The organism is Caballeronia sordidicola, from assembly GCF_000729995.1.
Lineage (GTDB): Bacteria > Pseudomonadota > Gammaproteobacteria > Burkholderiales > Burkholderiaceae > Caballeronia > Caballeronia sordidicola_A.
The window spans coordinates 68,496-87,432 of record NZ_JNFG01000005.1; the positions used below are offsets into that span (position 1 = coordinate 68,496).

Below are 18,937 nucleotides of genomic sequence, written 5' to 3' on the forward strand. Positions count from 1 at the left end.
GCTGAAGCGCCAACTCCGATCGACGCGCATCTGCATGGGATCGGAGTAGGCGCTGGAGCGCCAAACCGATCGACATAGGAGACGAAGCATGGGGCGGGACGAAGAGCAGCCGTTCTTTCAGATGTCCGGCGTGTCCAAAAGCTACGGCGGTGCCGTCGCGCTGGATCTGGCGGATCTGGCGGTGCGCAAGGGTCGCATCCACGCGATCCTCGGCGAGAACGGCGCGGGGAAGTCCACGCTGCTGAAGGTGATGTCCGGCGTCGTGCAGCCGAACGAAGGAACCATGCACCTCGATGGCCGTCAAGTCGCGTTCGCGTCGCCCGCCGAGGCGAACGCGGCCGGCATCGTCTGCGTGTATCAGGAGCTGTCGCTGATCCCTGACTTGAGCGTGGCGGACAACATCTTCGCTTCGAACCCGCCGCTACGCTTCGGCATGATCGACCGCCGGGCCCAGCGCCGCCAGGCCGAGGCCGCGCTCGCCCGCGCGGGCGCGGCCGACATTAATCCGCTCGCAAAAGTCCGCGACCTGCCTCTGTCGCGCCAGCAGATGGTCGAGCTCGCAAAGGGGCTGGCGCGCGAGCCGCGCATCCTGATCCTCGACGAGGCCACATCGGCGCTGACCGCGGCCGACGTGGCGCGCGTCATCGAGGTGCTCAAGCGCCTGCGCGATGAGGGGCTCGCGCTGCTCTTCATCTCGCACCGGATGCACGAGGTGAAGGCGCTTGCGGACGAATGCACGGTCTACCGGAACGGTCGTCATGTGATGAGCTTCGAGGCGGGCACGCGCTCCGATAATGAGGTGATCGAAATGATGATCGGCCGGACGTACCAGCATGCATTCCCAGACAAGCCCGCAGACAAAGCTGAACTCGGCCTCGCCGCCGAACCGGTTCTCACCTGTCGTGATCTCGCGTGGAACGACACGCTGCAGGGCATCAGCTTTTCGCTGCAGCCAGGCGAAATCCTCGGGCTGGGCGGCCTCGACGGGCAAGGCCAGCGCGAACTGCTGCTCGCGTTGTTCGGCGTGCTGCGCGGTTGCTCGGGCAAGATCGAGATTGACGGCAAGGCCGTGCTGATTTCGAGCCCCGTGGCCGCGCGCGCCAACAAGATCGGTATGGCGCTGATTCCGGAGGACCGCAAGACCGAAGGCCTGATGCTGCCGATGTCGGTGCGCGAGAACCTGTCGTTTGCCGCGCTCGATCGCATGTCGACCGCAGGCGTGATCGATCGCGACCGCCAGCAATCGCTCGTCGACCGGATGATGGAGCTCCTCGCGATCAAGTCGTTCAGCGTCGACGCGCCCGTGGGCTCGCTGTCGGGCGGCAACCAGCAGAAGGTGGTCATCGCGAAGTGGCTGATCCGGCAGCCGAGAATCCTGCTCCTCAGCGACCCGACGCGCGGCATTGACGTCGGCACCAAGCAGGAGATCTATCAGTTGCTGAGACGCCTCGCCGACGAAGGCGCCGCGATCCTTTTCTATTCCACCGACTATGACGAGTTGATCGGCTGCTGCGACCGCGTGCTCGTGCTGTACGAAGGCCGGATCAAGAAGGAACTTGCCGGGTCAGAGATCACCGAGCAGAACCTGATTGCAAGTGCACTGGACCTGCCCGTCGGCCAGGTTTTGCCTTCCACGGGAGTCGCGTTATGAGCGGACTGCGTTACTGGTATGCGGAAAATCGCGGGACGATGTTCGCGTTCGGCCTGTTCGTGCTGATGTTCGCGATCTACCTCTTCAACTATCCGTCGGCGTTGTCGTCGAACGTATTTCAGACCGCAGCGAACAAGGCGGTACTGCTCGCGCTGATATCGATGGGCCAGGCCCTTGTCGTGCTGACGGCCGGTATCGACTTGTCGATCGGCATGACGCTCGTGCTGACGAATTGCGTTGGATCGTGGATCGTGACGGGCGACGCGCTGCACAGCACGCTCGGAATTATTGGCGTGCTCGCGACCGGCGCGCTGTGCGGCGCAATCAACGGCATCATCATCATTTACGGCCGTCTACAGCCGATCGTGACGACGATCGCAACCGGCGCCGTCTACTATGGCCTGGCGCTGCTGCTGCGCCCGGTTCCCGGCGGATCGATCAACGAGGACCTCGCCGACGCACTGACCGGCAAGGTCGCCGGCGGCGTGCCGGCGAGCCTGCTGATTTTGCTCGCGGCTGTGGCGATCGTATGGATTCCTTTCAAACGTTCGGTGATCGGGCGCGCGGCGTACGCGACCGGCTCGTCCGAATCCGCGGCCTTTCTGTCCGGCATGCCGATCCGCCGCGCGAAGTTCGCGAGCTATACGCTGGCCGGCCTGCTCGCCGCCATCGGCGGCTTGTTTCTGACGTTCTTCACCGACACGGGAGAAGCGAGCCTCGGCAGCGCTAACTCCTATACGCTGTTTTCGATCGCCGCCGTGGTGATCGGCGGCGTGTCATTGCTCGGCGGCAAGGGTAGCGCGATCGGCGCGATCTTCGGCGCATTTGCCTTCCGTTCCATCGGCGATCTGCTGTTCGTGTTCAACGTCGATGCTCTATGGCAGCCGCTGTTCCAGGGCGTGATTCTTCTGCTCGCTGTTTCGATCGGCGCGTGCGGGCTGTTCAGGGTGCGCAACCGTCTGGAGTGGTTCCAATGAGCGAGGTTTCCGCAACCAGCCGGGCCACGTTCGTGTCGAGGCTCACGCGCAAGATCGACCGGCCGATCGTTATAGCGTTCGCGTGCATCGTCGCGCTGCTGCTCGTTGGCGGAATGTATTCGCGAAGCTTCTTGTCGCCGGAATACATCCTGCTGCAGTTGAAGGTTGGCGCGTTCCTCGGCATCATCGCGACCGGCCTGATGATGGTGATATTGCTGGGCCACATCGACCTGTCGCTGCCGTGGACGATCACGGTCGGCGCGATGATGGCGTGCGCCGTCGCGGGGCACGGCGAACTCGGGGACATCCTCGCGATTCCAGTCGGAATCGGTTGCGGCGTGTTGATCGGCATCGTCAACGGTATCCTCGTGGCGCTCCTGCGCATTCCTTCGATGATCGCAACGCTCGCGACCAATGCGGTCGCGCAGGGCATCATGATTGCCTACACGGGGGGATCGTCGCCGCAGGACTCCGCGCCACACGCAATGCGATGGCTCGCGGCGGGCTGGCTCGTACCGGGCGTGCCGAATGCCGTCGCGCTCTGGGTGCTGATCGGCGGCGCCACGATGTTCCTGCTGTCGCGCACGACCTTCGGCCGCACGCTGTACGCGATCGGCAACACCGAACGCGCGGCGTATCTTTCCGGCATCAATACGCGGCTCGTGACAGTGGCCGCGTTCGCCGTGTGCGGCGGGTTTGCAGCGTTCGGCGGCGTGCTGCTCGCAGGATATGCGTCGAAAGCGGCGCAATCGATGGGCGATGCTTACCTGTTGCCCGCGATCGCCGCGGTCGTGCTCGGGGGCACGTCGATTTTAGGTGGCCGGGGCTCGTACCTCGGCACAGTGGCCGGCGCGATCCTCATCACGCTCCTGCAGTCGATCCTCTCGGTCGCGCAGATGCCGGAGGCGGGGCGACAGATCATCTACGGCGTGGTGATCGCAGCGATGCTGCTGCTGTATGGGCGCAGCAAGCGGGAAGCGTAGGAAGGAGCGGTTATTGTTTGCTGTTCGCGTTGCTGGCGACGACGGTGAGCACAACACGGGCGATACGCCTGTGCAGGTGGATCTGGACTTTCCCCATGCCTGCGATAGTTCACCCCGGCGACTTCGCCCCGCACGCGCGAATCACGAGCTTGACCACCTCCTCCGTGGAGGCATCGAACGCCTTCTGCGATAGCGCTCGTTTGCCTCTCAACGCCCGGATCTGCGCATCGAAATCCGCGTAGTGCTGCGTCGTCGCCCAGATCATGAACATCAGCGTCTGCGCGTCCACAGGCGCTAGCAAGCCGCGCGCAACCCAGCCGTCGATCACGATCACCCGCGTTTCAAGCCACGGCTTCACGCGCTCGTTGAGGATGTCCTGCATGTGCACCGCACCGTGAATGATCTCGCTCGCCCACACCTTCGAGCCGAGCGGACGACGCTGCGACAATTCCATTTTCGTGCGTACGTAGCCCCCGATTGCTTCAACCGGGTCATCGCTGGACTCGAAGGTATCGGCGGCACGATGCCAGTCTTCGAACAAATCCTCGAGCACACGCCGATAAAGCGCCAGCTTGGTCGGAAAGTAATAATGCAGGTTAGCTTTCGGCAAGCCTGCACGTTCCGCGATCATCGCGGTACTCGCGCCTTCAAGTCCGCGCTCGGCGAACACGGCCTCGGCGCACGCTAAAAGATGCGCTTCATTGGTCTCACGAATGTGCGCCTTGCGCCGCCGCAATGGAACGGGCGCAACATCGTTTTTCGCCGCCTCGGCTGTCGCTTCGTCATCTCTCATCGGTTTCCTTGCATGGCGCTGTGCGCCTTCTCCATCTTGATCGCGCCTCATTCTATGCGCTTTGACGCCAACGCTGCATAGCCTGTCGTTTCACTTCGCGAAGGCTCTGCTGCACTGCAATGGCACGCTTCTCGCTATGCTTTTACTCTAATCGGAAACCTCGAAAGACGTTGATTTGCCAATATTAATCGGCTACAACCTGTCCAGTTGGACAGGATTTGGAAGGCGGCGGATCGCGACGGATTTGCCGCTTCCAGCGGACGAGATCGGCCGATAAAAACCGCACCGTTGCCGTGCGCCAGCGCCCCAAAAGCTGACGCCGATGCACCAGGTTCGTATCAGTCAAAACCCTAAGTCGAGCAATACCCAAGGAGAACGCGAAATGGATGCGGTAACCGATTCAGCGCTGGATACGTCGATCAGAGTCAATGGCAAACGTCTCTGGGACAGCCTCATGACGATGGCAAAAATTGGCGCGACGCCAAAGGGCGGCGTATGCCGGCTGGCGCTCACCGATCTCGACCGCGAAGGGCGCGACCTGATCGTCAGTTGGGCGAAGGAAGCGGGTTGCACGGTCAAGGTGGACCAGATGGGTAACGTGTTCATGCGGCGTGCCGGGCGCAACGCGGACGCCGCGCCGGTCATGACGGGCTCGCATGCGGACTCGCAGCCCACCGGCGGGCGCTTCGACGGTATCTACGGCATCCTGGGCGGCATCGAAGTGATTCGATCGCTGAATGATCGCGGCATCGAGACCGAACATCCGGTGGAAGTCGTGATCTGGACCAACGAGGAAGGCTCACGTTTCGCGCCTGCCATGGTGGCGTCCGGCGTGTTTGCCGGCGAGTTCACGCTTGACTACGGGTTGTCCCGTAAGGACGTGGATGGCAAGACGATCGGCGAGGAACTCAAGCGTATTGGTTATGCCGGCGATGAGCCGTGCGGCGGCCGCAAGCTGCACGCAGCGTTCGAACTGCACATTGAACAGGGACCGATTCTGGAAGCGGAAAACATGACGATCGGCGTAGTCACCGACGCGCAAGGGCAGCGCTGGTACGAGATCACGCTGACCGGCCAGGAAGCGCATGCGGGTCCCACGCCCATGCCGCGCCGTCGAGATGCGTTGCTTGGGGCGTCGCGGGTGGTTGAGTTGGTTAACCGCATTGGGCTTGATCATGCGCCGCTCGCGTGCGCGACGGTCGGCATGATGCAGGTGCATCCGAACTCGCGCAACGTGATTCCGGGCCGGGTGTTCTTCACCGTCGATTTCCGTCATCCCGACGACGCCGTGCTCGCAAAAATGGACGCCGCATTGCGTGCGGGCGTGGAGAAAATCGCAAGCGCCTCGGGCCTCGAAACACAGCTTGAACAGATCTTCTATTACGCGCCTATCGCCTTCGACGCCGCGTGCGTGACGTCCGTGCGCGCAGCCGCCGAACGCTTTGGCTACGCGCATCGAAACATTGTCTCCGGCGCAGGACACGACGCGTGTTATCTCTCGAAGGTCGCACCCACGTCGATGGTCTTCGTGCCTTGCGTCGACGGGATCAGTCACAACGAGATCGAGGATGCCTCTGAGGAATGGATCGAGGCGGGCGCCAACGTGCTGCTCCACGCCATGCTCGAACGCGCGGGCCGTTAACGTTACGCCCGGGTTGGTTTTAGTCGAAAGACCATTCGCTTCCTCACTTTGAAGAAGGAACGTGTATGACCATGAAGCACATTGGCGACATTGCATCGAACCGGCTGTCGCAAGAGCAACTATCGTGTCAGTTTTCGGATGTGGCGCCCTTACTCGATGCCACCGCGGCAGCGGCAGCGTCGAGCCGTTGCCATTACTGCTACGACGCGCCGTGCATTAACGCGTGCCCCACAAAAATAGATATTCCCAGCTTCATTCGCAAGATTGGTAACGGCAACATGAAAGGCGCGGCCGTGGATATCTTGTCGGCTAACCCCCTGGGCGGCGCATGCGCGCGCGTGTGTCCGACTGAAATCCTCTGCGAGGGGGCATGCGTCAGAAATCATCAGGATGACAAACCAGTTCAGATCGGTGCATTGCAACGCCACGCCACCGACTGGGCGATGGCGCGCGGCGAACCGCTCTTCAAACGCGCGGCGGATACCGGACGTCATGTGGCCGTAGTTGGTGCGGGGCCGGCAGGATTGGCCTGTGCGCACCGCCTTGCGCTCGATGGCCACCGCGTCACGCTCTTCGATGCCCGGCCCAAGCCCGGTGGCCTGAACGAATACGGCATCGCGGCGTACAAGGTGGTCGAGGATTTTGCTCAGCGCGAGGTGGAGTGGTTGTATTCGGTGGGGGGTATCGAAGTCAAGAACGACGTGATGCTCGGTCGCGATGTCACGCTGGGCGATTTGCGAAAGCAGCATGACGCCGTGTTTCTTGCCATCGGCCTGGGCGGTGTGCGCGCGCTTGAACTGGAAGGCGAGACGCTGCAAGGCGTGTATAACGCGGTCGATTTCATCGAGCAGGTGCGTCAGGCGGATGCGCTTGCGAGCGTGCCGGTCGGGCGTCGCGTGGTCGTGATCGGCGGTGGTAACACGGCAATTGATGCGGCGGTGCAAAGCCGCAAGCTAGGGGCTGAAACGGTCACGATGGCGTACCGGCGGGGCGTGGAGACCATGGGCGCAACGTGGGCCGAACGGGAGTTCGCGCAGACCAACGGCGTGACGATCGTCACGCATGCGAAGCCCGTGCGTTTAACCGATACAGACGGCCAGGTCACGGGTGTCGAATTCGAAAACCCGCAGGGCGAGCGCTTCATCGTTGAAGCCGACATGGTGCTGAAGGCGATCGGGCAAACGCTCGCGCCCGATGGTCTGGAACCTGACATGCTCACGCTCGATGGCAGCCGTATCGCGGTGGATTCGAGCGGCCGTACGTCGCTCGACAACGTCTGGGCCGGCGGCGACTGCGCGGCAACCGGTGGACTCGATCTGACGGTCCAGGCAGTGCAGGACGGCAAGATTGCCGCCGAGTCCATCCATGCGTTCTTCGCGGCAACGGCTATCAAGGCCGCATAAAAAACACCCCCACGTTTTCCACGATAAGGGAACCAGCTCATGGCCGATCTTCGCAATACGTTTGCCGGCATTACATCGCCGAATCCTTTCTGGCTCGCATCCGCGCCGCCCACTGACAAAGCCTACAACGTCAATCGCGCCTTCGAAGCGGGCTGGGGTGGTGTTGTATGGAAAACGCTCGGGCTCGATCCGCACGTGGTCAACGTGAGTTCGCGTTATGGCGCGGTGCAATGGAACGGCCAGCGCATCGCAGGACTGAACAATATCGAACTGATCACCGACCGGCCGCTGGACATCAACCTGAAGGAGATCACCGAGGTCAAGCGCGACTGGCCGGATCGCGCGCTGATCGTCTCCCTGATGGTGCCGTGCAACGAACGCGACTGGAAATGGATCTTGCCGCTGGTGGAGGACACGGGCTGCGATGGCGTTGAACTGAATTTCGGTTGCCCGCACGGCATGAGCGAGCGCGGCATGGGCGCGGCGGTCGGCCAGGTGCCCGAATATGTTGAGATGGTCACACGCTGGGTCAAGGAAGGCACGAAGCTGCCGTGCATCGTCAAGCTGACACCCAATATCAGCGATATCCGCACCGGTTCACGCGCAGCTTACAAGGGCGGTGCGGACGCTGTGTCCCTGATCAACACCATCAATTCGATTGTCGCGGTGGACCTGGACGTCATGGCGCCGATGCCAACAGTCGACGGCAAGGGTACACATGGTGGATACTGCGGCCCGGCGGTCAAACCGATCGCGCTGAATATGGTCGCGGAGATTGCCCGTGACGTGGAAACGCCCGGTTTGCCGATCTCCGGCATTGGCGGTATTTCGTCATGGCGCGATGCGGCCGAGTTCATGGTGCTGGGCGCAGCCAACGTGCAGGTGTGCACGGCTGCCATGCACTATGGCTTTCGCATTGTCTCGGATCTCGCGGACGGTCTCTCGAACTGGATGGACGAAAAAGGCTATGCCACGCTCGACGACATTCGCGGACGAGCCGTGCAGAATGTGACTGACTGGAAGTATTTGAATCTGAAGTACGACATCAAGGCGCGCATCGACCAGGACAAGTGCATTGAGTGCGGCCTGTGCCACATCGCTTGCGAAGATACGGCGCATCAGGCGATCATGCGCGAGAAGGATGGCAAACGGCATTTTGAAGTTATCGATTCGGAATGCGTCGGGTGCAATTTATGCATGCATGTGTGCCCGGTCGAGCAATGCATCACGATGGAACGCGTGGATGCCGGCGAATATGCGAACTGGACGACCCATCCGAACAATCCCGCACGCGTGAACGCCGACGTTGAAGAAAGCGTGAAGGCCGCCTAGAGTTGGGAACCCGTATAAAAAAGTAGCGCCTGTCACTAACGTCCCCCGACGCCCGCCTGGAATCACGAACCGATCCGGCCGGCGCGGACCACAACGATCTTGAGGAGATCACCCCGATGAAGCAGACAGCGCATTCTGTCGACCCGCAGTTCGCGGCCGGCGCCAGCAGCAGTCTATATAACGACGATCTGGCGCCGACCACGGCCGCGCAACGGACGTGGAAGTGGTATCACTTTGCGGCGCTCTGGGTCGGCATGGTGATGAATATTGCGTCGTACATGCTCGCGGCCGGGCTCACGGAGGAGGGCATGTCGCCGTGGCAGGCGGTGCTGACCGTGCTGCTCGGCAACATGATCGTGCTCGTGCCCATGCTGCTGGTCGGTCACGCCGGCGCGAAGCATGGCATTCCGTATGCGGTGCTGGTGCGCTCGTCGTTCGGTACGAAAGGTGCAAGGCTGCCGGCGTTATTGCGCGCGGTGGTGGCGTGCGGATGGTATGGGATTCAGACGTGGCTTGGCGGCAGTGCGATCTATACGTTGATCAATATTCTCGCCGGGAATACCACGCACGGTGCACCCTTGCCCTTCCTCGATATCTCGCTCGGGCAGCTCGCGTGTTTCCTGTTCTTCTGGCTGATCCAGGTCTATTTCATCTTGCGCGGTACCGACTCCATCCGTTTCCTTGAAAGCTGGTCCGCGCCGATCAAGATCATCATGTGCCTCGCGCTCGTGTGGTGGGCGACCTCGAAGGCGGGCGGTGTGGGTGCGATGCTCGCGCAGCCTTCGCAGTTCGTGGCGGGCGGCAAGAAGGAGGGGTTGTTCTGGGCGACCTTCTGGCCGGGTCTCACGGCCATGGTCGGCTTCTGGGCCACGCTCGCGCTGAACATTCCGGACTTCACGCGTTTCGCTCGCTCGCAGAAGGATCAGATCATCGGGCAATCGATTGGTCTACCGGCTCCCATGGCGCTACTGTCGGTGATCTCGGTGGTGGTGACGTCGGCAACGGTGGTGATCTACGGCAAGGCGATCTGGGACCCGATTGACCTGACCAGCCGCATGACCGGTATTGGCGTGGGCGTTGCGCTGATTATCCTGACGCTCGACACCATGAGCTGCAATCTTGCCGCCAACCTCGTGGGTCCGGCTTATGACTTTTCGAGCCTCTGGCCAAAGGGCATTTCGTATCGCGTGGGCGGGATGATTACGGCGTTCATCGCTATTGTGATGATGCCGTGGAAGATTTTGGCGACCACGCAGGGTTACATTTTTACGTGGCTCGTGGGGTATTCCGCGTTGCTTGGGCCGGTGGCGGGCATTCTCATGGTCGACTACTTCCTGATCCGCGGCACGCGCCTGAACACGCGCGAACTCTTCAACGAGAACGGCGAATACAGCTATACCGGTGGCTGGAATATTGCGGCTGTGGTCGCGTTGCTCGTGGGTGTATTGCCGAATTTGCCCGGCTTCCTGCACACGGCGTTTCCAGGAGCGTTTCCTAACGTACCTGCATTCTTCAATACGCTTTACACCTATGCATGGTTCGTGGGCCTCGCGCTCGCATCGATTGTTTATGGCGCATGGATGAAGATGGGCAAGCGCCCGACGGCGCGGATTGCCAGCGCGTAATTTCTCTTTGGAGAGCAAGATGACGATCCTTATTCGCGGCGGCACGGTGATTGACGCGGACCGTACTTATCGAGCGGACGTGTTGTGCGCGGACCCGAAGGACGGTGGCACGATTCTGCAGATCGGTCTCGATCTCGATGTTCCGGCGGGGACTGAAACTATCGATGCGTCGGGGCAATATGTGATGCCTGGCGGTATCGATCCGCACACGCACATGGAGTTGCCGTTCATGGGCACCACGGCGAGCGACGACTTCTATACCGGCACGGCGGCGGGGTTGTCGGGCGGCACGACAAGCATCATCGACTTCGTGATTCCGAGTCCTAAGCAACCGTTGATGCAGGCGTTCAACGAGTGGCGCGGCTGGGCGGAGAAGGCGTCGGCCGACTATGGTTTTCACGTGGCGGTGACGTGGTGGGACGAGTCGGTGCATCGCGATATGGGCACGCTGGTGCATGATCATGGCGTGTCGAGTTTCAAGCACTTCATGGCGTATAAAAACGCCATCATGGCCGACGATGAAGTGCTGGTGAACAGCTTCGCGCGCTCGCTGGAACTCGGCGCATTGCCCACCGTGCATGCCGAGAATGGCGAGCTGGTCTTTCAGCTTCAGAAGCAGTTGCTCGCGAAAGGCTTCACCGGACCTGAAGCGCATCCGTTGTCGCGGCCGCCGGAGGTGGAAGGCGAGGCAGCGAATCGGGCGATCAGGATTGCGCAGGTGCTGGGCGTGCCCATCTATATCGTGCATGTGTCGTCCAAAGATGCCGTCGATGTCATCACGCGTGCACGCAGCGAAGGTCAGCGCGTGTTCGCTGAAGTGCTGCCGGGGCATCTGGTGATCGATGAATCGGTCTATAGCGACCCGGATTGGACGCGGGCAGCTGCGCACGTGATGAGTCCGCCTTTCCGTACCAGCGAGCATCGCGAGGCGTTGTGGCGTGGCCTGCAATCGGGACAACTTCACACGACGGCGACGGACCACTGCGTATTTTGCGCATCGCAGAAAGCGATGGGCCGCGAAGACTTCACGCGGATCCCCAACGGTTGCGGTGGAGTAGAGGACCGCATGTCGATCCTCTGGCACCACGGCGTGAATAAAGGACGGCTGACCCCGAATGAGTTCGTGCGTGTGACCTCCACCAACGCCGCGCAGATTTTTAACCTGTTCCCCCGCAAGGGTGCGATCCAGGTGGGGGCGGATGCCGACATCGTGGTGTGGGACCCGGCCGCAAGCAGGACGATCTCGGTGAAGACCCATCACCAGAAGGTGGATTTCAACGTGTTCGAAGGCATGACCGTGCAGGGCGTGGCGACTCACACGCTCACGCGTGGCGCGCATGCTTGGGCGGATGGTGATCTTCGCGCGGTGCGAGGCGCGGGGCAGTATCTGAAGCGCCCGCCGAACGGTGCTTACTTCGATGCCACCCGGATCGCGAACCACTTGAAGGAACCACATCCGATTCATCGTGCCGGTGACAAGGTCGTGAAGGCGGCGTGAAGTTATCGGGAATGTCACAACGAACCGGCGCTTGATGCGCCGGTTTTTTTCAGACAGTCGTTTCGTCGCGCGCCAGCGCTTTCGCTTCCAGGCAAGCGCTGATCTTCTCCACAACATGGGCGGCATCGCGCGCGACGCCCGAAAAGCGGCCCGATCCCCACGTATGAAGCCACGGCAAGCCGACGAAATAGAGGTCGTCGAGCGGTGTCAGGCCACGCGTGTGAGCAGGATAACCGCGGCCGTTGAAGATCGGCGCATCAAGCCAACTGAAGTCAGGCGTGAAGCCGATACACCACACGATCGAACCTACTCCGCTCGCCTGCAGATCGAGCGTGGCGCGTTCTTCCGCCGGCGACCATAGCGGTTCATAACGCGATCCGGGCGGCGCATCAATGCCGTTCTTTTCTATGTATGCATCGATACCTGCATTGATGCCGTTGAAAGTCTTGTCGGCGCTGTCGAGATTCTCTTTTAAGTTCGGTGCGAAATGGAGCACACCGTCCTCCAGATCCTGAAGCCGGCCATACAGTTCCATGCCCTCGGCCGCGAACTTGCGCAGATCGATATCGCGGCCACCATCACGGCCGGTCACATAGTGATTGGTATTGTCACGGACGCCTTCACGCAGCGGATGCTGATCAACGGGCATGTCGTAATAGGCCATGTCTGCCAGCCAGTCGACCACATCGCGGCCTCTGTAGAAGCGTGCACAACGCGGCGCTTCACCGACGGCGAGAATCACTTTGCGCCCGGCCAGATGCAGGTCTTCCGCGATCTGCGCACCGGATTGCCCTGTTCCGACCACGAGCACCGCGCCTTCGGGCAAAGCCTGCGGGTTGCGATATTCCGACGACTGAATCTGTTTGATCGAACGCGGCAAGCGCTCGGCCATGCGCGGCACGATTGGGGTGTGATAGCCCCCCGACGCGACCACGACCTGGTCCGCTGTAAATTGCCCTTGACTGGTGGACACGCTAAAACCGCCTTCGCTGTTACGCGCGACCCGCTGCACTTCGGCGTGCTCGAGCACGGGGGCATCGACGGTCTTGATGAAGCCATCGAGGTACTCGATGATCTCGTCCTTCTTCATGAAGCCGTGCGGATCATCACCGGAGTAGGGATAGCCCGGCAGCGCACATTGCCAGTTCGGCGTGACGAGGCAGAACGCATCCCAGCGTTGCGTGCGCCAGGTGTGCGTGACGGTATTTTTCTCCAGCACGAGATGATCGATCCCGGCCTGCTTCAGGTAGTAGCTGACTGACAATCCCGCCTGACCGCCGCCCACCACTATGACGCCGGTGTGCGTCGCATTGCCCGATGTCTTCGACATGATGCGTCCTTTCGAAAAAGAGTGGCGCTCAGACGAGCGCGATGACCTTGACCTTCGCGTCCGGTTCGCCGATAAACCGTTCAGCCTTGCCTTCGATCTGAGCGAGCTGATCCATTGCCGCCGAGCAGGCAAAGCCGTACTTTTCTCGCACGCGTTCCGAGGCAATGTTCAACGCTTCACGTGCCCGCGAAACGAAATCGTCGACGGGATAATCTTTTCCCGCCGTAAAGAAATCGCTGACTACTTGCGAGGGCGAATAACAGTTTGCTTCGCTGTTATCGGGCCACTGGATTAGAAAATGCATGACCGGCATGACGGGTTCCTAAAGTATTGGAAGAGAGCGGCTTGCAAGCAAGGCGCTGTAAATGTCGAGATGTTTTCGTGCCGATGCCTGCCAGCTCATTCGATCGAGCAGAGCCGGTACGGCATGGTCGAAGTCGGTTTGATGGCGCCCATCGATCACGCGTTCGAGTGCGTCGGTTATGGACGAGGGATCGGTAGGTGCGGCCCAGCAGCAGAGAGCGTTGTCGAGATACTCGGTGAAGGGTGCAATCTTCGACGCAACGACCGGTGTGCCGCACGCAAGCGCTTCGAGCACGACGAGGCCGAAACCTTCACGCAGCGACACCATGGCGAGGACATCGGCGCAACGGAAAAGCGCGGGCATATCGGCGTCATCGAGCGGGCCGGTGACGCTCACCGCTTGTGACAGCCCGTACTCATCCACGCGATCCATGAAGGCATGCGCGTAAGCGTCGTGATCGAGCAGGCTTGCGCCGCCTGCAATCACCAGACGCGCATGCGGATGATGTTTAACCAGTTCCGCGAATGCATCGAGCACGGTGTGCGTGTTCTTGCGCGCTTCAATACCGCCGACTGCAAGCACGACCGGTCCGCTACCATCGATGCCAAGACGCTGCCGCAATTTTTGATCGTGAGGCGTGCGCTGCGTCGAATAGCGTTTCAGATCGACGCCGTTAGGCACTGTCGCTGCTTCCACGCCGTATGTAACGCGCATCTCGCGCGTCCATACTTCACTGACGCACAGCACACGATCCGCGTCGCGCCATGCGCGCGTTTGCCAGGCGGCGAGGCGCGGGTTGTCGAAGTGATCCAGGTGATGAACAGTCCGGACAAAACCCGTTATTTCACCTTCCGCCGCTAACTCGGCAAGCGCGTTTCCGCTGATGCTGTCCTGCGCGTGCAGCACGTCGAAGCTGCGCGGATCGCAGGCTTTCACGCTGGCCTTGAGCGCGCGAAGCCTTGCATCGACGAGCGCGACCGTGTTGTGTTGCGATCCTTCGATAGTGGCGAGAATCACGCGGCATGGCGGCTCCCGGAAGAGCGTTTCTCCGGCCGCGGCCGGCGCGAAGAGCGTTACGTCGTGGCCTTCGTCAACCAGCGCGCTCGCAAGTTCAAGTGCATGCACCACACCGCCGCGCGGGTTGACCGAGTGCGTGGTGAGGGCAATCCGCATCGCAGTCATGTCACGCTCCTCATCTTCCGACGATGAACGCGTCATCGTTGAAGTTCCATAGCTCGGCCGAATCGCTGCCGTCGTGCAGCACCACTTTGCGCGAGGCATTTACCGTACCGATCACCGCGCATGCCAACTCACGTTCAACGAACAACTGCTCTATCTGTGCCGTGTGTTCTTCGCGCACGGACATCACAAAGCCGAAACTGGGGAACGCGCTTAACCAGCGCAAGCGACCATGTCCAGGCGGTGACGGCAGGCTCGATAGATCGATGCTTGCGCCCACGCCTGAGCATTCCAGCAGCATTAGCGCCGTGCCGAGCGCGCCGGCCATGCTGATGTCCTTGGCAGCGGCGCAGAGACCGTTTTCGGCAAGCATGGGCAGCAATTCGAGGTCGGCGCGCAGGCGTGCGGCAGGTGCACCGACAGAAGCATTCCAGAACGGATACGGGTCTTCAAACGCACCGCGTAGATCGACCGCCATCATCAGGCGGTCACCGGGACGCGCATTGAAACTGGACAGCAGTTTGTTCGCGCGCCCAAGAATTGCCACGGCAAGTTGGGCCTGATCGCTGCGCGTATTGCTATGGCCGCCGACGATAGGCACGCCGTATGCTGACGATGCCGCCGCCATGCCCGCGAGCACGTCTTCAGCGGCGCCCATGCCGTCGCTCCAGAGTGCATCGACGACAGCGATCGGGCGGCCGCCCATCGCATAGATATCGCTGACGTTGACCATCACGCTGCTGTAGCCGGCAAACCAGGGCATGTCACGCACGAAGTCGCTGACCAGACCTTCTATAGCGAACAGCAGGTGAGAGTCCCCGTCGGCAATGGCCGCGCAGTCGTCGCCTATGGCGATCGAATGTGAGTCGATGCATGCGCCACGCGGCATGTGCCGGGCAAGCGACGACATCACGCCCGCGATATCGGTCTTGTGGCGAAAGCCGCGCGTTTCCCTTAACGCGGCAACGAGGTCAGTCAGCATCATGACGTGATCCGCACCGGCGAATACTGGGTCATATAACCGCTTTGTGGTGTTACGCAAGGCGGGTAGAACGCAAGGTCGGCCTGCATCAGATGATGCGGCCGGCCATGCATGAGTTCTTCGGAGAGCGTGGTCCAGTGCAGCGCATGAAACAAAGCTGCGTTCTGGCTTTGCACATGGGCGAGGAAGGTCGTGCAACCGAGCGCATGCGCGCTGCTGACCGCCAGCTTGATCAATGTCGCGCCAATCTTGCCGTGCCGCCGGAACGCGGCATGCACGGCGAGCCGCGAACCGGCCCACACACCGGGTTCATCTTCGTGAATGCGCACCGTGCCGACCACCTGCTCAGGCATCCCGCCGATACAACTCACCGCCACGAGCAGCTGCGCGCGCTCATCGATTTCATCGCGGTCATCGCCGATAAAAATCCCTTGCTCGATGCAGAACACCGCGCGCCGCAGCTTGTACGCTTCGCTCGCTTCCCAGGGCAGCGTCGTCCACTTGATCGTGTAGCTGGCGGGCGTGTAGAGGATGGCAAGATCTTCGGTATCGGCGAGCATGATCAGACCTCGTAGGATGACAACGACGAACACGCGCCGCATTTTCCGCATCCGGCCTTGATATCGGCGGAGCGCATGCCGCCTGCCGACACCATCGCGCCGAGCGGTTGCAAGACCGACTTCATGAACTCGGGCGAGGGCGCGGGATGATCCTCGAGCGGCGTGCCGCTGATCGGCACGAACGGGACCACGAACGGATACACACCGAGATCCACCAGCTCGCGCGAGATCGAGAGAATGGCTTCTGCTGTGTCACCGAGACCCGCGAGTATGTAGGTGCTCACCTGACCCCGGCCGAACACCGCCACGGCCGCCTTGAACGCTTCCATGTAGCGCGAGATGGGCACGCTCGCCTTGCCCGGCATGATCTGTTCGCGCAACGCAGGCGTGACCACTTCGAGATGCATGCCGAGCGTATCGATGCCGCTTGCACGCATGCGCTCGAACCATTTGTCGTCGTCGGGTGGTTCGCACTGCGCCTGGATCGGCAGGTCGACCGCTGCCTTGATCGCGAACGCGCTTTCGCACAGGATCTGCGCGCCGCGATCCTTGGTCGGCGGCGTGCCGGTGGTCAGCACCATATGCTTGACGCCATCGAGCAACACGGCGGCACGGGCGACTTCCGCCAGTTGCTCGGGTGTCTTGCGAGCGATTGTCCTGCCCGCTGCAAGCGATTGCCCGATTGCGCAGAACTTGCAGGTCTTCTTGCGGCTTTCATACCGGATGCAGGTTTGCAGCACGGTCGTGGCCAGCACGTCCGACCCATGCAGGGTCGCGATGTGCGAGTAGGGCACGCCGTCGAAGGTCTGCATTGCGTAGAAACGCGGCGACTTCGGGAAGCTGATGCTCGCGATAGGGATCGACCCCCGCAGCAGCGCGCTGCTGCCGCGTGCGTCGGGGGCGGAGGCCACGAACGGCGAGTGCCACGCGGTGTTCGTATGCACAGGGACCATGATGGTCACGCCGTCGATGGTGACCGCCTTGTGATCGGACGGACCCGCGCCGCCGCGACGGCTCGCCACGCCAAGCCCTGGCCCCGCGTCCGGATCGGCGAGACGCAAGCCCGCCGATTGCAGTTCAGTCATCAATTGCCGGCTCACGGCCGACAAGGTCTCGTTCGCGTTCAAGGTGCAATCCCCCGGTTGATGGTGAGAAGCTGTTCATGGGCGCCGACGTGACAGCGGGCCGGTCGTTGATGGCAAGGCTCAGCAATTCGGGCCGCGCGTAATGCCCGACTGAATCCATCATGCGTTTGCGTTTGGTGATCAGCGACATGTCCAGATCCGCGATCACCATGCCTTCTCCCTCGCGCAGCGGCGGGGCGAGGTGCTGGCCTTCGGGCGAGATGATCGCCGTGTTGCAGCCGCCGCGAAGCGCCTTCTGCAGTCCCGGGTCTTTCGTGATCGATTCGATTTGCGGCTCGGTCAGCCAACCCGTGGAATTGATCACGAAGCAGCCGGATTCCAGCGCGTGATGCCGGATCGTCACTTCGATCTGTTCACCGAAAATGGGACCTACCAGCGAGCCCGGAAACTGGCTGCAATGGATCTCTTCGTGCTGGGTCATCAGTGCATAACGCGCCAGCGGGTTGTAGTGCTCCCAGCACGCGAGCGCTCCCACGCGGCCGATGCTCGTCTCCGCTACCTTCAGGCCGGCTGCGTCGCCCATGCCCCAGATCATGCGTTCGTGAAACGTCGGCGTGATCTTGCGGCGCTTGAGCAGGAGCTCGCCGTCGGTATCGAAGATCAGTTGTGCGTTGTATAAGCTGCCGTGATCGCGCTCGTTCACGCCGAGGACAACGACCATGCCATGCCTGCGCGCCCGCTCCGCCACCGCGTGCGTCACCGGCCCCGGCACGACCACCGCTTCGTCGTAGAGCCGCATGTGTTCCGCACCCGACGCCACCGGCGCCCGCACGAACGAGAAGTACGGGTAGTAGGGCAGGAAGGTCTCGGGGAAGACGATAAGCTGTACGCCCTGGCGTGCAGCGTCATCAATCGATTCGAGGACCTTCTCGAGCGTGCCACCAGGCCGTTCGAGGTCCGGTGCTATCTGGACCGCGGCGGCGCGGACGATTCTCTTCTCAGGCATGGTCGTTCCGTGTTGATAAGAGGCTTCGGACGCCGCGTCAGACGGTCCAGGTGTTGATAATCAGCGCGCCGTCCTTGCGATGCAGCAGCTGAATGTCGAGCACGTCGAGCGGGCTGATCGGCTTGATGCCTTCGATCAGTGACGCTTCTCCCTGCCCATACAGCGCTTGCAGAGCGAAGCGGCATGCGTAGACCTTGCCGCCTTCCTCCATGAACTTCTGGATCTGCTTGTTGAAGTTCAGATGGCCGGGAAACGCTTCGTCGCCGAGCGTAGGGAAGCCGCGTTGCAGCCCGAGCGTCACGCCGGGGCCGTAGAGCAACACGGAGGTTTCGAAGCCCTTGCGCAACAGCCGAGTAGCTTGCAGCAAGTTGACGAAGCCGATGGAACCTTCGAACGCAACCGTGTGGAACGTCACCAGCGCCTTCTCGCCCGGCGCGGCCTTGACGTCTTCAAACACCTTCTCTTCATAATCGACAAGGTAATCGCCTTTCTTGTGCAACGGGATATTGACGGCAGGCATTCTAATCTCCAGGAAATAAACGATTTAATCAGTGGCGCCGATGTTTTTAACTCGGCGTCGAGCTGTG

Annotated in this window: 17 protein-coding genes; 8 read left to right on the forward strand and 9 right to left on the reverse strand. The window is 61.5% G+C overall.

The window, feature by feature from the left end; genetic code table 11:
- The first annotated feature begins 88 nt into the window (after positions 1-88).
- The 3 genes from FH08_RS0104780 to FH08_RS0104790 are packed head-to-tail and all read left to right on the forward strand — an operon-like array spanning position 89 to position 3,611.
- Entirely contained in the window at positions 89-1,651 is a 1,563-nt protein-coding gene (locus FH08_RS0104780; protein ID WP_031357229.1) for a sugar ABC transporter ATP-binding protein, read from the forward strand.
- Positions 1,648-2,628 carry an ABC transporter permease gene (locus FH08_RS0104785; RefSeq protein WP_031357230.1) on the forward strand — a complete coding sequence of 327 codons (981 nt, stop codon included), beginning with the start codon at positions 1,648-1,650 and terminating at the stop codon, positions 2,626-2,628. Before FH08_RS0104780 ends, FH08_RS0104785 begins: the two co-directional genes overlap by 4 nt.
- Positions 2,625-3,611 (forward strand): ABC transporter permease, encoded by a 987-nt coding sequence (locus FH08_RS0104790; RefSeq protein ID WP_031357231.1) that lies wholly within the window; start codon positions 2,625-2,627, stop codon positions 3,609-3,611. Before FH08_RS0104785 ends, FH08_RS0104790 begins: the two co-directional genes overlap by 4 nt.
- Before the next feature lie 109 nt (positions 3,612-3,720).
- Here the strand turns inward: FH08_RS0104790 and FH08_RS0104795 are convergent, their stop codons facing one another.
- Positions 3,721-4,404 carry a TetR/AcrR family transcriptional regulator gene (locus tag FH08_RS0104795; protein ID WP_152602730.1) on the reverse strand — a complete coding sequence of 228 codons (684 nt, stop codon included), beginning with the start codon at positions 4,402-4,404 and terminating at the stop codon, positions 3,721-3,723.
- A gap of 382 nt (positions 4,405-4,786) precedes the next feature.
- Here FH08_RS0104795 and FH08_RS0104800 point away from each other — a divergent pair, with 382 nt between their 5' ends.
- The 5 genes from FH08_RS0104800 to hydA all read left to right on the forward strand — a co-directional run bounded on the left by FH08_RS0104800 (position 4,787) and on the right by hydA (position 11,904).
- Positions 4,787-6,046, forward strand: a complete 1,260-nt coding sequence (locus tag FH08_RS0104800) for a Zn-dependent hydrolase (RefSeq protein WP_031357233.1) — start codon at positions 4,787-4,789, stop codon at positions 6,044-6,046.
- Positions 6,047-6,111: 65 nt separating this feature from the next.
- The gene (locus tag FH08_RS0104805; protein WP_031357234.1) at positions 6,112-7,449 is read left to right on the forward strand and encodes an NAD(P)-dependent oxidoreductase; all 1,338 of its coding nucleotides are present in this window, start codon (positions 6,112-6,114) and stop codon (positions 7,447-7,449) included.
- A gap of 39 nt (positions 7,450-7,488) precedes the next feature.
- Positions 7,489-8,781, forward strand: coding sequence for an NAD-dependent dihydropyrimidine dehydrogenase subunit PreA (gene preA / locus FH08_RS0104810; RefSeq protein ID WP_031357235.1), 1,293 nt, complete (start codon positions 7,489-7,491; stop codon positions 8,779-8,781).
- A 116-nt stretch (positions 8,782-8,897) separates the two neighbouring features.
- Entirely contained in the window at positions 8,898-10,406 is a 1,509-nt protein-coding gene (locus tag FH08_RS0104815; protein ID WP_031357236.1) for an NCS1 family nucleobase:cation symporter-1, read from the forward strand.
- A 19-nt stretch (positions 10,407-10,425) separates the two neighbouring features.
- Positions 10,426-11,904: a dihydropyrimidinase gene (gene hydA, locus FH08_RS0104820; RefSeq protein WP_031357237.1), complete on the forward strand. Its 1,479-nt coding sequence runs from the start codon at positions 10,426-10,428 to the stop codon at positions 11,902-11,904.
- 49 nt (positions 11,905-11,953) lie between these two features.
- On the opposite strand, the gene FH08_RS0104825 is transcribed toward hydA, so the two are convergent.
- The 8 genes from FH08_RS0104825 to FH08_RS0104860 are packed head-to-tail and all read right to left on the reverse strand — an operon-like array spanning position 11,954 to position 18,870.
- Positions 11,954-13,234, reverse strand: coding sequence for an MSMEG_0569 family flavin-dependent oxidoreductase (locus FH08_RS0104825; RefSeq protein WP_031357238.1), 1,281 nt, complete (start codon positions 13,232-13,234; stop codon positions 11,954-11,956).
- 28 nt (positions 13,235-13,262) lie between these two features.
- Positions 13,263-13,547 carry an MSMEG_0570 family nitrogen starvation response protein gene (locus FH08_RS0104830; protein ID WP_031357239.1) on the reverse strand — a complete coding sequence of 95 codons (285 nt, stop codon included), beginning with the start codon at positions 13,545-13,547 and terminating at the stop codon, positions 13,263-13,265.
- A 9-nt stretch (positions 13,548-13,556) separates the two neighbouring features.
- The gene (locus FH08_RS0104835; RefSeq protein ID WP_031357240.1) at positions 13,557-14,720 is read right to left on the reverse strand and encodes an MSMEG_0565 family glycosyltransferase; all 1,164 of its coding nucleotides are present in this window, start codon (positions 14,718-14,720) and stop codon (positions 13,557-13,559) included.
- 10 nt (positions 14,721-14,730) lie between these two features.
- The gene (locus FH08_RS0104840) at positions 14,731-15,702 is read right to left on the reverse strand and encodes a sll0787 family AIR synthase-like protein (protein ID WP_031357241.1); all 972 of its coding nucleotides are present in this window, start codon (positions 15,700-15,702) and stop codon (positions 14,731-14,733) included.
- A complete protein-coding gene (locus FH08_RS0104845) occupies positions 15,699-16,259 on the reverse strand; it encodes an MSMEG_0567/Sll0786 family nitrogen starvation N-acetyltransferase (RefSeq protein ID WP_031357242.1) in 561 nt (186 codons plus the stop codon). The genes FH08_RS0104840 and FH08_RS0104845 overlap by 4 nt, the downstream gene beginning before the upstream one ends.
- 2 nt (positions 16,260-16,261) lie before the next feature.
- Positions 16,262-17,344, reverse strand: a complete 1,083-nt coding sequence (locus FH08_RS0104850) for an MSMEG_0568 family radical SAM protein (protein ID WP_031357243.1) — start codon at positions 17,342-17,344, stop codon at positions 16,262-16,264.
- Positions 17,337-18,350 carry a Nit6803 family nitrilase gene (locus FH08_RS0104855; protein ID WP_031357244.1) on the reverse strand — a complete coding sequence of 338 codons (1,014 nt, stop codon included), beginning with the start codon at positions 18,348-18,350 and terminating at the stop codon, positions 17,337-17,339. The genes FH08_RS0104850 and FH08_RS0104855 overlap by 8 nt, the downstream gene beginning before the upstream one ends.
- A 37-nt stretch (positions 18,351-18,387) precedes the next feature.
- Positions 18,388-18,870 carry an MSMEG_0572/Sll0783 family nitrogen starvation response protein gene (locus FH08_RS0104860; RefSeq protein WP_031357245.1) on the reverse strand — a complete coding sequence of 161 codons (483 nt, stop codon included), beginning with the start codon at positions 18,868-18,870 and terminating at the stop codon, positions 18,388-18,390.
- Between the last annotated feature and the right edge of the window lie 67 nt (positions 18,871-18,937).

Bases quoted from the DNA above. Each gene is read 5' to 3' on its own strand.
- FH08_RS0104780 (WP_031357229.1), top strand. From the start codon at position 89: ATGGGGCGGGACGAAGAGCAGCCGTTCTTTCAGATGTCCGGCGTGTCC.
- FH08_RS0104785 (WP_031357230.1), top strand. From the start codon at position 1,648: ATGAGCGGACTGCGTTACTGGTATGCGGAAAATCGCGGGACGATGTTC.
- FH08_RS0104790 (WP_031357231.1), top strand. From the start codon at position 2,625: ATGAGCGAGGTTTCCGCAACCAGCCGGGCCACGTTCGTGTCGAGGCTC.
- FH08_RS0104795 (WP_152602730.1), bottom strand. From the start codon at position 4,404: ATGAGAGATGACGAAGCGACAGCCGAGGCGGCGAAAAACGATGTTGCG.
- FH08_RS0104800 (WP_031357233.1), top strand. From the start codon at position 4,787: ATGGATGCGGTAACCGATTCAGCGCTGGATACGTCGATCAGAGTCAAT.
- FH08_RS0104805 (WP_031357234.1), top strand. From the start codon at position 6,112: ATGACCATGAAGCACATTGGCGACATTGCATCGAACCGGCTGTCGCAA.
- preA (WP_031357235.1), top strand. From the start codon at position 7,489: ATGGCCGATCTTCGCAATACGTTTGCCGGCATTACATCGCCGAATCCT.
- FH08_RS0104815 (WP_031357236.1), top strand. From the start codon at position 8,898: ATGAAGCAGACAGCGCATTCTGTCGACCCGCAGTTCGCGGCCGGCGCC.
- hydA (WP_031357237.1), top strand. From the start codon at position 10,426: ATGACGATCCTTATTCGCGGCGGCACGGTGATTGACGCGGACCGTACT.
- FH08_RS0104825 (WP_031357238.1), bottom strand. From the start codon at position 13,234: ATGTCGAAGACATCGGGCAATGCGACGCACACCGGCGTCATAGTGGTG.
- FH08_RS0104830 (WP_031357239.1), bottom strand. From the start codon at position 13,547: ATGCCGGTCATGCATTTTCTAATCCAGTGGCCCGATAACAGCGAAGCA.
- FH08_RS0104835 (WP_031357240.1), bottom strand. From the start codon at position 14,720: ATGACTGCGATGCGGATTGCCCTCACCACGCACTCGGTCAACCCGCGC.
- FH08_RS0104840 (WP_031357241.1), bottom strand. From the start codon at position 15,702: ATGATGCTGACTGACCTCGTTGCCGCGTTAAGGGAAACGCGCGGCTTT.
- FH08_RS0104845 (WP_031357242.1), bottom strand. From the start codon at position 16,259: ATGCTCGCCGATACCGAAGATCTTGCCATCCTCTACACGCCCGCCAGC.
- FH08_RS0104850 (WP_031357243.1), bottom strand. From the start codon at position 17,344: ATGACTGAACTGCAATCGGCGGGCTTGCGTCTCGCCGATCCGGACGCG.
- FH08_RS0104855 (WP_031357244.1), bottom strand. From the start codon at position 18,350: ATGCCTGAGAAGAGAATCGTCCGCGCCGCCGCGGTCCAGATAGCACCG.
- FH08_RS0104860 (WP_031357245.1), bottom strand. From the start codon at position 18,870: ATGCCTGCCGTCAATATCCCGTTGCACAAGAAAGGCGATTACCTTGTC.